The following is a 15,409-nucleotide window of genomic DNA, read 5'->3' on the forward strand; positions in this document are numbered from 1 at the left end:
GAGAAGGACGGCATGCTGCACACCCGAGATCGCGACGCCACGGAGCGCGGGGCGTTTCTCGTGCTGCTGGCGATTGTCACGCTGGCGCTGATCACGGTGGTGCGGCCGTTCGCGTCGGCCCTGCTGTTCGCGGCGCTGGCGGCGGTGATGTTCCAGCCGCTCTACAACCGCATCCTGCTGCGCCGTCCCGACCAGCGCAACGGCGCCGCCGTGGCGACCCTGCTCATCATCACCTTCGCCGTGGTCATCCCGCTGATGATCATCGGCAGCATCGTGCTGCGCCAGGCGACGCAGATCGTGCTGGCCTTCCGCGACGGTCGCATCGATCCGGCCGCCTGGCTGGTGCAGCTGCGCGAAAGCCTGCCGGCCGGCATCCGCACCCAGATGGCGCAGGCCGGATGGGACAATGTGGAAAATCTCCAGACGCAGGCGCAGGAGTTCCTCAGCGAGAGCGCCGGGGTTCTCGCCACCTATGCCCTGTCGATCGGCGGAAGCGCGCTCGGCTTCGTGCTGTCCTTCGCCGTCGGGCTCTACGTGCTCTACTTCCTGCTGCGCGACGGACGCCGCATCGGGCGGGCGGTCATCGCGGCCCTGCCGCTGGAACGGGACATCGCCGACCTGCTGGCCGAACGGTTCCTCTCGATCGTGCGGGCGACGATCAAGGGCACGGTGATCGTCGGGATGGTCCAGGGCGCGCTGGGTGCCATCACTTTCTGGCTCGTCGGCCTGCCGTCGGCGGTGCTGTTTGGTGTGCTGATGGCGATCATGTCGCTGGTGCCGGCGGTCGGACCGGCGATCGTGTGGCTTCCCGCAGCGATCTGGCTGCTCGCGAGCGGCGACTGGTGGCAGGGGCTGGTGGTCATCGGCTCGGGCGTGGGGGTCATCGGTCTGGCCGACAATCTCCTGCGCCCGGTCCTCGTCGGTCGCGACACGGGCATTCCCGACTGGATCGTGCTGGTCACGACGCTCGGCGGCATCGCCACCATGGGACTGTCGGGCATCGTCGTCGGGCCGCTGATCGCCGGGCTGTTCCTCGCCTGCTGGTCGATCCTGCAGGAGCAGCGGGAGAACGCCCTTGCGGACGATCTCCCCGCCCCTTCACCGGAAGTCCGCGACGTGGCGGTCGGCCCTCAGCCTGCCGTCGGCCCGCGCGGCTGAACGGTCACGGTTCGACTCGGCGGCTGACCGGCATGGTCGGTCCGTCGGCGGGTCGTTCGGCCGGCGGAAGGTCGCGCAGATCGATGTCCCGCGCTCCGTCGCGCGTGTCCTGCGACGCGGGCGCCGCATCGCGCAGCATCTCGTCGACAAGCCCCTCGTAATGGTTCAGCGCCCGGCGCATCTCCTCGGTCGTCGGGTCGCCGCTGAGGGCAATGGTGTGCGCCTCGCGGAACTGGCGGGCAACATCGGCATGGTCCACGGTGAGATCCTCATACAGGCGGTCGAAATCGGCCATCGGGTAGCCGCGGGTGCGCAGCATGTCGGTGACGAGAAGATCGCCCCGCACGACCGCCTCGCGCGGGCTGTCGACGAACATGGTCTTGATCTCCCGCCACTGCTCGCCGAACCGCTGCTGTTCGTCGCGGTGCAGCGGGCGGATGTCGAAGCTGCGCACCCGCTCCTCCCGTTCGCGCAGGGCAGCCTCGGCGCCGCGGCCGCCCTGCTCCTTGGCGATCCGGTCATACTCGTCGCCATAGTGGCTGCGCAGATCGTCGGTGCGCTTCTTGCGGGTCAAGGCCCAGACCACGAGTGCGAGCAGCAGCACGCCCGCGATGATCAGCACGATGGTCAACTGGTCATTTTGCATTGACTTGTTCCCCTGCGGACGCTTCGCCCTGCGGCAACAACGTGAACGCGCCGGTGCGAGTTCCGGCCGGCGCCCGGCAGGAGACGACCGCATGCAGCTGAAAGGCAAGGTGGCGCTGGTGACAGGCGCGGGATCGGGCATCGGTCAGGCCATCGCCCACGCGTTCGCCCGCCAAGGCGCCCGCGTCGGCGTCGCGGACATCGACGCCGACGCCGCCGCGCGCACTGCCGCCGCCATCACATCCGGCGGCGGCGAGGCGATCGCGCTGACGATGGACGTCACCGACGAGAAGGCGGTGGACGAGGGCACAAACAGGCTCGCAGCCCGGTTCGGCGGTCTCGACATCGCCGTCGCCAATGCCGGCATCCAGATCGTGCACCCGGTGGAAGAGTTTCCGCTCGACGAGTTCCGCCGGGTCGTCGACATCCATCTGACTGGCGCCTTTCTCACTACACGGGCGGCCGTCCGGCACATGTACCCGGCCGGGTCTGGCTCGCTCATCTACATGGGATCGGTGCACAGCCACGATGCCTCGCCGCTGAAGTCGGCCTATGTCGCGGCAAAGCACGGCATTCTCGGGCTGGCGCGGGTGATGGCGAAGGAAGGCGCGCCCCACGGGGTGCGCTCGAACGTCATCTGTCCGGGGTTCGTCCGCACCCCCCTCGTCGACAAGCAGATCCCCGAGCAGGCGCGCGATCTCGGCATCTCGGAGGAGCGCGTCGTGAAGGAGGTGATGCTCGGCCGCACGGTGACGGGCGAGTTCACCACCCTTGAGGACGTGGCGGACACGGCCGTGTTTCTCGCCGGCTTCGGCAGCCGGGCACTTACCGGCCAATCCTTGCTGGTCAGTAACGGCTGGGTGATGAAGTAGCGCGCGGCTGCTCTCACCCGTGCCGGGCGCTTCCGGCAAGCACCGCCTCGATGCGGTCGGCCGCGCCCTGGGCGGAGAAGCGGATCGCCGCCCGCCGCGCCCCTTCAGCACCCAGCGCGCCGGCGAGTTCCGCATCGCTCAAGAGTTCGTCGAGGGCGGCGGCCAGGGTTTCCGCATCGGCGCGGACAGGGATCGTGCCGGCGCCAATGATTTCGCGCACCAGTTCCCAGCCTGTCTCGCCGGCGGCTACCACCGGCCTTCCGCTGCCCAGCAGCGTGCCCAGAGGCGCCGATCGCCCGCCCTCTCCCTCGTCACCGGTGCGCAGCAGCAGGTGGACAGCGGCATGGCGGGTCAGCGCCGCGTGCACCGCGGGCGCCACCGCCACCACGCCGTCCTCGGCCGGCTGGCCGCGGCCTTCGTCCTCGCCCGCAACCACCAGCACCACGTCGTCATGGCTGCGGCGAAGCCGGGCGGCCACGCGCACCAGCAGCGTGGCCGCGGCAGCGCCATGGCAGGCGCCGTGGCACAGCACCACCCGTCGACCCGACAGCGCGCTGCCGACGGGCGCGCTCGTCATGGCCGGTTCGGAAGCCGGAGGGCGCAGCACGGTGACCTCCCTCGGGCAGGCCGCGAAGCTGCGCAACGCCGCCGCCGCCGTCGCGGAGCCAGCCGATACGACTGCCGCCGCGGAGAGGATCCGCCTTCCCAGCCGCGCCTCGCCGCGCGCGGCGAGCGCCATTGCGCGCGGCGCGGCGCCGCGGCTTTCCCGGCGCCGCCACGGCCAATGCTGCGGCGCAGGCAGATGGAGCCAGACCGGCGTGCCGGTGAGGCGGGCCAGAAGAACCGGTACGAGCACCTGCACCGGCCCTGCACCGCTCACGATCAGCGCGTCCGGGCGCCGATGCCGCAGCAGCCGCCCCAGCGCGAGGAGGGCCGACACGAGCGCCAGCACCCCGACGAGCCGGCCCTGCAGGGTCGGTTTGCGTGCGCCTTCCTCCCCGTCAGCGGCGGCCAGCCGGGCGGTGCGGTGTCCGCGCCGCTCCAGCTCGGCGAGGATCGCGGCGCTCTGCGGCAGGCCCCCGAAGAGCACCACGTCCCGCGGCTTCAGCGCTGACGATGCCAAGGGCGCCTCGCCGACGCCAAGGGGCGGATTGTTCAGCAGCACACCGTCGTCTCCGTCTGCGCCTGCCGTCCGGCGGGCCTTCGCGACCGCGGCGCACCGGCGCGAACGCCGCGGACGCGATGGTGTCCGCAGCAGGCCGCAGCGACGGGTCGGATGAGCAGGCGCGATGCCCGCGGCAAGAGCCGGTGGTTAACGGGCTTTGGCGCACCGGTTCAACGATTCGTGTGCCGGCCCGAACCGATTTGCGACGAGCCGAAGCGCGCGCAACACCTCATCCCGCAGCGAGGGCAGCAAGCAGTTCGCCAAGCGCCCAGAAACCGAACAGCACCGCCGGCAGCAGCAGCACGCCGGTCACCGCTCCGCCCACAAGGACCGGCCTGCCGACCCAGCGTCGCGAGCCGGCCTGCGCAAGGACGGTTGCGCCCGCAGGCAGGGTCAGCGTGACCGCACTGATCAGGCCGGGCACATAGGCGCCTTGGATCGCCGCCAGAGCGATGTGCGGAACCAGCGCGTTGCTGGCCGTCATCGCGGCGATCATGCAGACCAGAAACGAGAGGCGGACCGTTGGCGCGGCCGCCCATCGCCACAGCACGACGGCAGGAAAGGCGGCGAACCCGACCAGCCCGGCCCGGACCGCAGCGATGCTCGGCAACGGCAGCGGCAGCGGAGAGGCATCCTGCAGCTGGGCCAGGGTGAACGGCATCCGGCCGAGCATCAGCCATTCCTCCGCCGTGTGGACGAGGATGGCGATGCCGAGGATCAGCGCCAGGCGGCGTCGCTCCGCAGTGGCGAGGCTCACATCCTGAAGACGCCGAAGCGCGGCCGGTCGGGGATCGGCGCCTCGAGACAGGCCGACAGGGCCAGCCCCAGCACGTCGCGCGTCTGCGCCGGGTCGATGACCCCGTCGTCCCACAGGCGCGCGGTGGCGTAGTAGGGGTTGCCTTCGTCCTCGTACTTCTGCCGGATGGGGGCCTTGAACGCCTCTGCCTCCTCCGGGGTCCAGCGGTCGGCGTCGCGGTGGACGGTGGCGAGCACGGAGGCCGCTTGTTCCCCGCCCATCACCGAGATGCGGGCATTGGGCCAGGTGAACAGGAAACGCGGGGAATAGGCGCGCCCGCACATGCCGTAGTTGCCGGCACCGAAGCTGCCGCCGATGACCACGGTGATCTTGGGCACCTGCGCCGTCGCCACCGCCGTCACCAGCTTGGCGCCATGCTTGGCAATGCCTTCGGCCTCGTAGCGGCCGCCGACCATGAAGCCGGAGATGTTCTGGAGGAACAGCAGCGGCACGCGTCGCTGGCAGGCCAGCTCGATGAAATGCGCGCCCTTCTGCGCGGATTCGGAGAACAGCACGCCGTTGTTGGCAAGGATCGCCACCGGCATCCCCCAGACGTGAGCGAACCCGCACACCAGCGTGGTCCCGTAATGCTGCTTGAACTCGTGGAACTCGGACGCGTCGACCAGCCGCGCGATCACCTCGCGCACCTCGTAGGGCGCCCGCACGTCCTCGGGGACGAGGGCATAGAGGTCATCGGGGTCGAAGCGGGGCGGGCGCGGGTTTCTCAGCGTGATGTCGGCAGCCGCGCCAGTGTTCGCCCCGAGATGCGAGACGATGTCGCGCACGATCGTCAGCGCGTGCTCGTCGTCTTCCGCCAGATGGTCGACCACGCCCGACTTCCTCGCATGCAGGTCGCCGCCGCCAAGGTCTTCCGCGCTGATCTCCTCTCCGGTGGCGGCCTTTACCAGCGGCGGTCCGGCAAGGAAGATGGTGCCTTGCTCGCGCACGATCACCGTCTCGTCCGACATCGCCGGGACATAGGCGCCGCCCGCGGTGCACGATCCCATGACGCAGGCGATCTGCGGAATGCCGAGCGAGGACATCTGCGCCTGGTTGAAGAAGATGCGCCCGAAATGGTCGCGGTCGGGAAACACCTCGGCCTGGTAGGGAAGGTTCGCACCCCCGCTGTCGACCAGATAGATGCACGGCAGGCGGTTTTCCTGGGCGATCTCCTGCGCCCGCAGGTGCTTCTTGACGGTCATCGGATAGTAGGCGCCGCCCTTCACCGTCGGATCGTTGGCGGCGATCATCACCTGGCGGCCCGACACCCGGCCGATGCCGGCGATCATGGAGGCGCCGCTGACGTCCCCTTCATACATCCCGTAGGCGGCGAGCTGTCCGATCTCGAGGAATGGCGAGCCGGGGTCGAGCAGCCGTTCCACCCGGTCGCGCGGCAGCAGCTTGCCCCGCGCGACATGCCGTTCGCGGTGCTTTTCCGGCCCGCCCAGCGCCGCCTGCGCGACGCGCGCGCGCAGTTCCTCGGCCAGCGCCCGGTTGTGGGCGGAACGCGCCTTCGCTTCGGGGCTGTCGCGGTCGAGTGTCGACGTGAGGGTCGGAGCGGTCATGCTAGAGAAAACCTCTGGTAGATAGCTCCTTGCGGCATGTCATGTTGGCGATTTGTGGACCAATGACAGAGAGCTTTTCGTCACTGTATGCGGAACAGGGTTTAGCAGGCGGCAAAACATCTGCTGCACAGAACGCGCACGTGCTCTCATTTTCATCGATACTACGAGGCGATGCACCGACATTTGCCATCTTTGTGTCACGTCCTGGCAAAAACCAAATCGCTCTTAAAACGTAGCCGAGCGAAAGGAGCAAAACTCCAAGCCCCAAACCTAAATGAGTTATCGCGAGGCTCAGAAGTATACTTTTCGACGTTTCAGCCACGCTTACGAACACAGCCGCTAACGCGCCCCCACCTATCAATATCCAGCCCAGAGATGTGGCTGTCGAACCATCAGGTCTTTCCATAAAAGATCTCCAATCGTGCCTAGTTGTCTTCTTAAAAGTTCCATTCCGGTTATCCGACTTCCCTGTATTCCGAATAAAATCCTCGGAGGCAAGGACAGGACGAAAAGGAAGAATACTTTGGACCGCTAAATACCCAAAACGCTGCCTCAACGTCTCCATGGAACTCCCGCGAATGCTACGCCCCGAGAGTATTATCCCGCGGTCCCTCCGCCCGCTCGAGCAGCTCGTCCACCTGTTCCTCGATCCGTGGCGCGGCGCGCTCCATGCGGTTGATGATCGCGACGTTGCGGCGCGACAGGAGGAAACGGTAGACGCCGAACAGGTTGACCAGCAGGAGGATGCCGTTCTGCACCGCCAGCGGCAGGCCGTCGGGCGCGGTGAGGCCGGCATACACCCACAGCACGGCCACGATCGAGAACAGCACGAAGCCCGCGCCCGTCACCTTGCGCCCGAGATCGGACGCCACCATCGCGGCGGCGATGATTGTGCCGATCGCCGCCGTCCATTCGAGCGGCCCGTCCATCAACCCGCCGCGCCGATGAGTTCGCGGCCGATCAGCATTCGGCGGATCTCGTTGGTGCCGGCGCCGATGTCGAGCAGCTTGGCATCGCGCAGATAGCGTTCAACCGGCCAGTCGGTCGTGTACCCGGCCCCGCCCAATGCCTGCACCGCCTCGCCCGAGACGCGGAAGGCATTCTCGCTGGCGAGCAGGATGGCCCCTGCCGCATCGAAGCGGGTCGTCTGGTCGGCATCGCACGCCCGCGCGACGGCGTAGGTGTAGGACCGCGCCGACTGGAGCGCGACATACATGTCGGCGACCTTGGCCTGCATGAGCTGGAACGAGCCGATCGGCTTGCCGAACTGCTGCCGCTCGCGCAGATAGGGGATCACCGTGTCGAGACACGCCTGCATGATGCCAAGCTGAAGGCCCGCAAGGACGACACGTTCATAGTCGAGCCCGCTCATCAGCACGCCGACGCCGCCGTTTTCCGGCCCCATGACGTTTGCGTCCGGCACGCGGCAGTCCTCGAACACGAGTTCGGATGTCGGGCTGCCGCGCATGCCCATCTTCTCGATGTGCTGTCCGATGGAGAAGCCCGGCATGCCGCGCTCGATGAGGAAGGTGGTGATGCCGCGGCTGTTCGCCTGCGGATCGGTCTTGGCGTAGACCACCAGCACGTCGGCGTGGGCACCGTTGGTGATCCAGAACTTGGTGCCGTTCAGCACCCAGCCGCCATCGGTCCGCTCGGCCCGCAGCTTCATCGACACGACGTCGGACCCGGCGCCCGCCTCCGACATCGCCAGCGCGCCGACATGCTCGCCGCTGATGAGCCGGGGGAGGTATTTCGCCTTCTGTTCGGCGCTGCCCCAGCGGGCGATCTGGTTGACGCACAGGTTGGAGTGAGCGCCGTAGCTCAGCCCCACCGAGGCGGAGGCGCGGCTGATCTCCTCCACCGCGATCACATGTTCCAGATAGCCGAGACCAAGACCGCCGTCCGCCTCGGGCACGGTGATCCCGTGCAGGCCCAGCGCACCCATCTGCGTCCACAGCTCCGCACGGGGAAAGCGATCATCGCGGTCCACCGCCGCGGCCAGCGGCGCTACCTGCTCGTCGGCGAAGCGGGCGGCGCTGTCGCGGATCATCTCCGCCGTCTCGCCAAGCTGGAAATCGAACCGGGGGGTCGCGCGCATCGCTCACTCCTGCGGACCCGCGGTTCGTGCGGGTCATCCGAGCGGCGGCGATAGCGAAGCCCCGGTGCCGAAGCAATCGTGCCCCGCCGGCTGCGGCCGCCTCAGCGTGCCTGCCGCCACAGCTGTGTCTGGCAGATCGGCCCGATGCAGCCTTTCACCTCCAGCGTGCGGGCATCCCGCCGGCGCAGCACCGAGCGATAGCTGCGGCCCGTCTTGGGATCGTAGATGCGCCCCCGCCAGACGTTCGCGTCCGCCACGAAGCCGGTGAGGACCGGCATGCCGAGCAGGCGCCGCCCGCGCAGCCTGGGATCGGGGTTGTTGACGTCGCGCTGGTCCGTCCCGCCGGGCGGAGCGACGAGGAAGCGCACGATCGTCCCGCACAGGGCCGGCCCGCACGGCGCGACCTCGACGATCCCGTCGCCGTCCTGCGTCACCCAGCGGCCGGTGATCGGCTCGGCGGCGGATGCGGGTGAGGCCGCGAGCAGGGCGGCGGCTGCAGCGGCACGGGCGACGAGACGGTTCATGCGGCAAGCTCCTCCTGAAAACCGGCCGGCACCGGCCAACCGGGCGCGACCAGCGCCATCACCTTGAACAGCGTTCCCATGGCCTCGGGATGGGCGAGGCGCCGGCGGTCGGCGGCGATCGCCTCGGCGCGCGCGGGCGCCGCCGCCGACAACGCGCGCGCGCGTGCCCCGATGCCGAGACTTTCAAGGAACACTCCCTGTGTCGTTGCATGGACGGCGCCGATCCCGAGCCGGCGGGCAAGCTGCGCCAGGGCCGCGAAGTCGACATGGGCGGTGAGGTCGGCCGCGCCGGGATGGGCGAGCGGGTCGACGCGCCGGTGCGCCCGGACGGCCTGAAGCGTCGATCCGGTTCGCGCATCAAGGTGGCCGTAGTCGACAAGCAGCGCCGCGCCCCCGCTCCGGCACAGGCCCTGCGCCACCTCGGCGATGAGCGCCGCGGCCGCCGGACAGGTCTCGATCACCGTGCCGACCGGCGCATCCGCGCGCTCGGCCGGCAGGGCCGCGTCCATCGGCTGCGCCCCGGCCGCGAAGGTGAAATCCTGCCTGTCGTCCAGCGTCACGACGACCTCGCGCCACCCCTCGGCCGTGCGGACCAGCTGCCGCACCGGCAGGGCGTCGAGGAACTCGTTGGCGACCAGCAGCATCGGGGCCGACCCGTCGAGATCGGCAAGGTGGCCATGCACGCGCGCCTGCGGCACGGCCTGCCGCTGAAGGGCAGCCAGGGCGGGCGAGCCTTCGACGAAGTGCACCTCCGGCACGAGGCCGTGGCGCGCCATCGCCCTCAGCGCATCCGCGGCCAGCGTGCCGCGCCCCGGCCCCAGCTCCACATAGCGGATCGGCACCGGAGAGCCGGCCCGCCTCCACAGGTCCGTGCACCACAAGCCGACCAGCTCGCCGAACATCTGGCTGATCTCGGGCGCCGTGACGAAGTCGCCCGGCGCGCCCAGCGGATCGCGGCTCGCATAGTACAGCGCGTTGCTCTCGCCCATCCAGCGCGCGACCGGAACGGGGCCGGTGTCCCGGATGAGGCGGCGGAACCGCTCCGCGGGATCCGTTTGCGGCGTCACGGCCGGAGGGGCGCATTCTCCCGCGGGAGCACGCCGGGCGACTGGCCGCTGGCCTCGGGGGGGCGCCGCAGGGCGCGCGCGATCAGCACCGCGCCGCCGAGGATCAGCGGCACTGACAGCCACTGCCCCATCGACAGGCCGGTCAGGCGGGTGAACTCGGCCAGCTGCGAGTCCGGCTCGCGGAAGAACTCGTTGACGAACCGCGCCGCCGCGATCCCCACGGTGAACACCCCGACCAGAAGGCCGGGACGGTAGCGGGCGCGGGTGCGCCAGAACAGCCACAGCATGACCACGATCATCAGCGCGCCTTCCAAGCCCGCCTGGTAAAGCTGGGACGGATGGCGGCCGACCTGCAGCGGATCGGTCGGAAACACCATCGCCCACGGCACGTCGGTCTGGCGGCCGTACAGCTCGCCATTGATGAAGTTCGCCAGCCGGCCGAGCAGCATGCCGAAGGGCACGTTGACTGCGATGTAGTCGCACACCCGCCAGAAGGACAGCCCGCCGCGATGACAGACCCAGGCAATCGCCGCCAGCACGCCGATCACGCCGCCATGGAAGCTCATGCCGCCCTCCCACAGCTTCAGCAGCTCGAGCGGCTGGCTCCACAGGCTGGGGATGCCGGTCGCACCGCCGGTGTAGAACGTCGCGTAGCCAAGCCGTCCGCCGGCGATGATGCCCACCGTGCACCAGAAGAACAGGTCGTCGGCGTGCGCCTGCGCCATGGGCGCGCCCGGCGCCTTGATCATGCGGCTCAGGTGCCAGTAGCCCAGCAGAATGCCGACGAGGTAGGCCAGCGAGTAGTACCGCAGGGTGAAGATCCCGAGGTCGATGCCGGGCCGCAGGCCGAGGTCGGACCACTGGATCGGTGCGGCGGCCGCGGCGTCGGCCAGTAGTGACAGCAAGGGGCTTTTTCCTTAGGCTTGGCGACAAACAACGCCCCCAAGGGGCATTTTCCGGCCAGTCTTGGCATAGCCGCGGCTGCGAAGGAAGCCCGCTCGACCGGGTGCGGGGACGTCATGGCCCGCGCCGCACAGCAATTGGAGAGAGACGCCGATGCCCACCGAACTCGACCAGCAGCTCAAGCAGATCATGGCGGGACTGACCGCGCCCGGCGGCATGTTCGAGACAGTCCCGTTCGAGGCGTTCGGCACCACGGTCCCCGCGCTCAAGAACGCTCCGCCGAGCCTTGCGCACTATCTCGGCCACTTCTGCCAGCAGCACAAGGATGTGCCGTTCATGGTCGACGGGGAAGTGCGCCTGACCTTCGGCGAAGCTTACGCTGCTGCCCGCGCGGTCGCGACCGGCCTCGTTGCGAGGCACGGGGTGGCCAAGGGTGACAGGGTCGGGATCGCCGCGCGCAATTCGGCCAACTGGGCCGTGGCCTATATGGGCGTGCTGCTCGCCGGGGGCTGCGCCACCCTGCTCAACGGGTTCTGGAGCGGCGAGGAGCTGGCCGAGGGGATCGATCTTGCCGAATGCGCGCTCGTCCTCGTCGACGAGGCGCGCGAGAAGCGGCTGGAGGGCCGCGCCCATCGGGCCAGGCTGCTCCGGTTCGAACACGGGGTTCCGCCGCAAGAGGGATTTGCATCGCTGTGGCCCGATGCCGGCGAAGCGGAGCTGCCGCAGCTTGGACCGGACGATCTTGCCACCATCCTCTTCACTTCCGGCTCCACCGGTCAGTCGAAGGGCGCCTACTCCAACCATCGCGGCGTCGTGCACGGCACCATGAGCTACGTCGCCCAGACGGTGATGAGCCTTCACGCGCTGACCATGCGCGGCATGGCGCCGCCGGCCGGACAGCAGCCCTGCGCGCTGGTGGCGGTGCCGCTGTTCCACGTCACGGGCGAAGTGCCGCTGTTCCTCCAGTCCTTCGCCATCGGCCGCAAGCTGGTGTTCATGCCGCGCTGGGACGCGCGCGAGGCGATGCGGCTGATGGAGGCCGAAAAGGTGACTTACTTCGTCGGAGTGCCGCTGATGAGCTACGAGATCGCCACCCATCCCGAGCGTGACCGCTTCGACCTGTCGGCGTGCAAGAGCTTTGCCGCCGGCGGCGCGCCGCGGCCGGTCGATCATGTCACCAAGATCAAGGACGCCTTTCCGGAAGGCTTCCCCCTGCTGGGCTACGGTCTGACCGAGACGAACGCCGTGGGCTGCGGCAACTTCAACGAGAACTACATGGCCAAGCCCGGCAGCACCGGCCGCGCCTCGGAGCCGCTCGTCGATCTGGCCATCCTCGACGACGAGGGCAGGCCGGTGCCGCAGGGGGAACGCGGCGAGGTCTGCATCCGCTCGGTCGCGAACTTCCTCGGCTACTGGAAGAACGAGGAGGCGACCCGCGCGGCCTTCACCGCCGACGGCTACTTCCGCACCGGCGATCTCGGCTATCTCGACGAGGACGAGTATCTGTTCATCGTCGACCGCAAGAAGGACATCATCATCCGCGGCGGCGAGAACATCGCCTGTCCCGAGGTCGAGCAGGCGATCTACGCCCATCCCGACGTCGCCGAATGCTCCGTCTTCGGCCTGGCCGACGACCGGTATGGCGAGATCTGCGCCGCGGTGTACTACCCGCGCGACGGCGCGACGCTGACCCCCGACGAGCTCAAGGCCTTTCTCGGAGAGCACATCGCCGCTTTCAAGATTCCCGAACGGCTGTGGCGGGCGGACGCGCCGCTGCCGCGCCTCGGCACGGAGAAGATCGACAAGGTGACGCTGCGCCGCACCTACGCGCAGGAGGTCGAAGCCGCTTGAACCGGGGCCACGTTCTCCGGCCACGCGACATCATCGATCACGACCAGCTGGCCGCGTCCCTTGCTGAAGCGGCCGCCGGACCCTCGCCACGGGCGGGGGTCACGACGCTGCTGCGCGCGGCGCTGCGACACGGGCGGGCCGAACTGGCCAGCCGCCTGCTGGCGCAGCCGCTGTCGGGCCACGAGATCACCCGGAGTTACACTCACCTGATCGACCGGCTGGTGCAGGCGATCGTCACCCACACGGTCGCCCGCACCTTCCCTCTCCACAACCCGACCTCGGCCGAGCGGCTGGCGGTTGTGGCCGTGGGCGGATACGGGCGGGCGGAGATGGCGCCGCATTCGGACGTGGATGTCGCCTTCATCACCCCGACGCGCCGCACGCCGTGGTGCGAGCAGGTGATCGAGACGGTGCTCCACCACCTGTGGGACCTGGGACTGAAGGTCGGCCATGCAAGCCGCTCGGTCAGCGAGACCGTGCACATCGCGCGCCAGGATCTCACCGTGCGGACGGCGCTGCTCGAAAGCCGGCTGGTGTGCGGCGACGACGATGTGTTCGCCCAGGTGGAGGAAAGGCTGCGCCGCGAGGTCATGGACGGCACCGCGGCTGAATTTGTCGCCGCCAAACTTGCGGAACGCGAGGCGCGTCATCAACGGCTCGGCAACAGCCGCTACGTCGTGGAGCCCAACGTCAAGGACGGCAAGGGCGGGCTGCGCGACCTCCAGGCGCTGTACTGGATCGGCAAGTACTGCCACCGCGTCAACTCGGCGTTCGAACTGGTGGCGGCGGGGCTGTTCACGCCGGGCGAATACCGGAGCTTCCGGCGCGCGGAGTCGTTCCTGCTGGCGGTCCGCTGCCACCTGCACGATCTCGCCGGACGCGCTGAGGAGCGAGTCGGCTTCGCCGCGCAGCGCCAGATCGCCGCCAGGATGGGCTTCGCCGACCGGCCGGGGCGCAGCGCGACCGAACTGTTCATGCAGACCTATTTCCGCCACGCGCGGCGGGTCGGCAGCCTGACGGGGGTGTTTCTGGCTCATCTCGACGAGGAGATGAACCGCTCGCGCCGCCGGACCGGACTTCTGGCGGCGTTCCGGGCCCGGCCACGCCCGCTCGGCGGCTACCGCGTCTTTGGCGGGCGCATCGCCGCTCCGGCCGACGACTGGTTCCGCAAGGATCCGCGACGGTTGGTGGAGATCTTCCACCTGGCGGAACGCAATCGGCTGGAGATCCACCCGCACACGCTTCGTCTGCTGACCCGCGACGCGGTGCTGATCCGCAGCGCGCTGCGGCATGACCCGCGTGCCAACGCCCTGTTCCTGGAGTTGCTGACGGGACGGAACGATCCCGAGACCACGCTGCGCTGGATGAACGACACCGGCGTGCTGGGGCGGTTCCTGCCGGATTTCGGCCGCATCACCGCGCAGATGCAGTTCGACATGTATCATCACTACACCGTGGACGAGCACACCATCCGCGCCATCGGCCTGCTGTCCCGGCTGGAGAAGGGCGAGCTTGCCGCCGACCACCCGCACGAGACACGGCTGTTCGGGGAGGTGACGCAGCGCCGCGTCACCTATGTCGCGGTGTTGCTGCACGACATCGCCAAGGGCCGCGGCGGCGATCATTCGATCCTGGGCGCCGAGGTGGCGGAACGGCTGTGTCCGCGCCTCGGCCTGTCGACGGGCGAAACCGCGCAGGTCGCCTGGCTCGTGCGCCACCATCTCCTGCTCAGCCACACCGCGTTCCGGCGGGACACGAGCGACCCCCAGACGGTGGAGGACTTCGCCGGCCGGGTCGCCAGCCTCGAACGTCTGCGGCATCTTGCCGTCCTCACCGCGGTGGACATCCACGCCGTCGGCCCCGCACGGTGGAACAGCTGGAAGGCGCAGCTCCTCGCCAGCCTCTACGAGGCGACGGAGGAACGCCTGCGGCTTGGCCATCTGCGCCATTCCCGGGCGGAGCGGATCGCCGCGCGCCGGCGCGCCACCCGCGAGTGTCTCGGCGATGACGCGGTTCTCGTCGACCGCTTCGGCGAAGAGCTTGGCGACGCCTTCTGGATCGCGGAGGCGCCGGAGGTCATCGCCGCCAATCTGCGGCTGCTCGACCGGGCGCAGCGTAGCCCGGACCCGGCCGCCATCGCCTGCCGGGTCGATGCCGAACGCGGCGCCACGCTGGTGACGGTGGTGGCGCGCGACGCGCCGGGCCTGTTCTACCGCATCGCCGGCGCCATCCACCTCGCCGGCGGCAACGTCATCGATGCGCGCATCCACACCACGGCCGCCGGCTGGGCCATCGACAACTTCCTCGTCCAGTCGCCGCACGGCGCGCTTCTCGACGAGCCGCGGCAGCTCGAGCGCCTGTCCCGCACCATCACCCATGCGCTGTCCGACCGGCTGCCCCTTGCCGAACTGCTCGCCGCCCGGCCGCTGCCCGACCGGCGGATGAGCGCCTTCCCCGTCGCCCCCAACGTCCTGTTCGACAACGCCGCCTCGCGCCGCTTCACGGTGGTGGAGGTGATCGCGCGTGACAGCCCTGCCCTGCTCTACCGGCTGGCGCGCGGGCTGTTCGATGCGGACCTGCGGGTGCATTCGGCGCACATCACCGCCTATGGCGAACGGGTGGCCGACACCTTCTACGTCACCGATGCCCAAGGCGCGAAGGTCACGTCCGCGTCCCGTCTGCGCGGGATCGAGGCGCGGCTGCTGGCGGCGGCGGGTGATGCAAGCACAACACGGCTGAGCGCCGCATGAGGTTCACGCGCACAA

At 69.4% G+C, this 15,409-nt stretch carries 13 protein-coding genes; 4 read left to right on the plus strand and 9 right to left on the minus strand.

Features of this window, described 5'->3' with window-relative positions; translation table 11 throughout:
* Positions 1 to 12: 12 nt before the first annotated feature.
* Positions 13 to 1,158 (plus strand): AI-2E family transporter, encoded by a 1,146-nt coding sequence (locus tag ETO60_RS01920; RefSeq protein WP_130002231.1) that lies wholly within the window; start codon positions 13 to 15, stop codon positions 1,156 to 1,158.
* Positions 1,159 to 1,162: 4 nt separating this feature from the next.
* Here ETO60_RS01920 and ETO60_RS01925 read toward each other — a convergent pair whose 3' ends face one another.
* Entirely contained in the window at positions 1,163 to 1,804 is a 642-nt protein-coding gene (locus ETO60_RS01925; RefSeq protein WP_130002232.1) for an LPXTG cell wall anchor domain-containing protein, read from the minus strand.
* A gap of 91 nt (positions 1,805 to 1,895) precedes the next feature.
* On the opposite strand from ETO60_RS01925, the gene ETO60_RS01930 reads away from it, so the two are divergent.
* On the plus strand, positions 1,896 to 2,675 hold the full coding sequence (locus tag ETO60_RS01930; protein ID WP_130002233.1) for a 3-hydroxybutyrate dehydrogenase: 780 nt from the start codon (positions 1,896 to 1,898) through the stop codon (positions 2,673 to 2,675).
* A gap of 13 nt (positions 2,676 to 2,688) precedes the next feature.
* Here the strand turns inward: ETO60_RS01930 and ETO60_RS01935 are convergent, their stop codons facing one another.
* The 8 genes from ETO60_RS01935 to lgt all read right to left on the minus strand — a co-directional run bounded on the left by ETO60_RS01935 (position 2,689) and on the right by lgt (position 10,795).
* Complete coding sequence (locus ETO60_RS01935; RefSeq protein ID WP_130002234.1) at positions 2,689 to 3,840, minus strand: glycosyltransferase; 1,152 nt, start codon at positions 3,838 to 3,840, stop codon at positions 2,689 to 2,691.
* A gap of 229 nt (positions 3,841 to 4,069) precedes the next feature.
* Positions 4,070 to 4,597 (minus strand): HXXEE domain-containing protein, encoded by a 528-nt coding sequence (locus tag ETO60_RS01940; protein WP_130002235.1) that lies wholly within the window; start codon positions 4,595 to 4,597, stop codon positions 4,070 to 4,072.
* On the minus strand, positions 4,594 to 6,201 hold the full coding sequence (locus ETO60_RS01945; RefSeq protein WP_130002236.1) for a carboxyl transferase domain-containing protein: 1,608 nt from the start codon (positions 6,199 to 6,201) through the stop codon (positions 4,594 to 4,596). Before ETO60_RS01945 ends, ETO60_RS01940 begins: the two co-directional genes overlap by 4 nt.
* 581 nt (positions 6,202 to 6,782) lie before the next feature.
* Positions 6,783 to 7,130, minus strand: a complete 348-nt coding sequence (locus tag ETO60_RS01950) for a hypothetical protein (protein ID WP_130002237.1) — start codon at positions 7,128 to 7,130, stop codon at positions 6,783 to 6,785.
* Positions 7,130 to 8,299: an isovaleryl-CoA dehydrogenase gene (locus ETO60_RS01955; RefSeq protein WP_130002239.1), complete on the minus strand. Its 1,170-nt coding sequence runs from the start codon at positions 8,297 to 8,299 to the stop codon at positions 7,130 to 7,132. Before ETO60_RS01955 ends, ETO60_RS01950 begins: the two co-directional genes overlap by 1 nt.
* A 101-nt stretch (positions 8,300 to 8,400) precedes the next feature.
* On the minus strand, positions 8,401 to 8,823 hold the full coding sequence (locus ETO60_RS01960) for a DUF2147 domain-containing protein (RefSeq protein ID WP_130002241.1): 423 nt from the start codon (positions 8,821 to 8,823) through the stop codon (positions 8,401 to 8,403).
* Positions 8,820 to 9,890, minus strand: a complete 1,071-nt coding sequence (locus ETO60_RS01965; RefSeq protein WP_315850260.1) for an SAM-dependent methyltransferase — start codon at positions 9,888 to 9,890, stop codon at positions 8,820 to 8,822. The genes ETO60_RS01960 and ETO60_RS01965 overlap by 4 nt, the downstream gene beginning before the upstream one ends.
* On the minus strand, positions 9,887 to 10,795 hold the full coding sequence (lgt, locus tag ETO60_RS01970) for a prolipoprotein diacylglyceryl transferase (protein ID WP_199798811.1): 909 nt from the start codon (positions 10,793 to 10,795) through the stop codon (positions 9,887 to 9,889). Before lgt ends, ETO60_RS01965 begins: the two co-directional genes overlap by 4 nt.
* A 151-nt stretch (positions 10,796 to 10,946) precedes the next feature.
* On the opposite strand from lgt, the gene ETO60_RS01975 reads away from it, so the two are divergent.
* Positions 10,947 to 12,644, plus strand: coding sequence for a class I adenylate-forming enzyme family protein (locus tag ETO60_RS01975; protein WP_130002243.1), 1,698 nt, complete (start codon positions 10,947 to 10,949; stop codon positions 12,642 to 12,644).
* On the plus strand, positions 12,641 to 15,394 hold the full coding sequence (locus ETO60_RS01980) for a [protein-PII] uridylyltransferase (RefSeq protein WP_130002245.1): 2,754 nt from the start codon (positions 12,641 to 12,643) through the stop codon (positions 15,392 to 15,394). The genes ETO60_RS01975 and ETO60_RS01980 overlap by 4 nt, the downstream gene beginning before the upstream one ends.
* The last annotated feature ends 15 nt before the right edge of the window (positions 15,395 to 15,409 follow it).

This window comes from Qipengyuania thermophila, from assembly GCF_004153605.1.
In the GTDB taxonomy this organism is placed as follows: Bacteria; Pseudomonadota; Alphaproteobacteria; order Sphingomonadales; family Sphingomonadaceae; genus Qipengyuania_B; species Qipengyuania_B thermophila.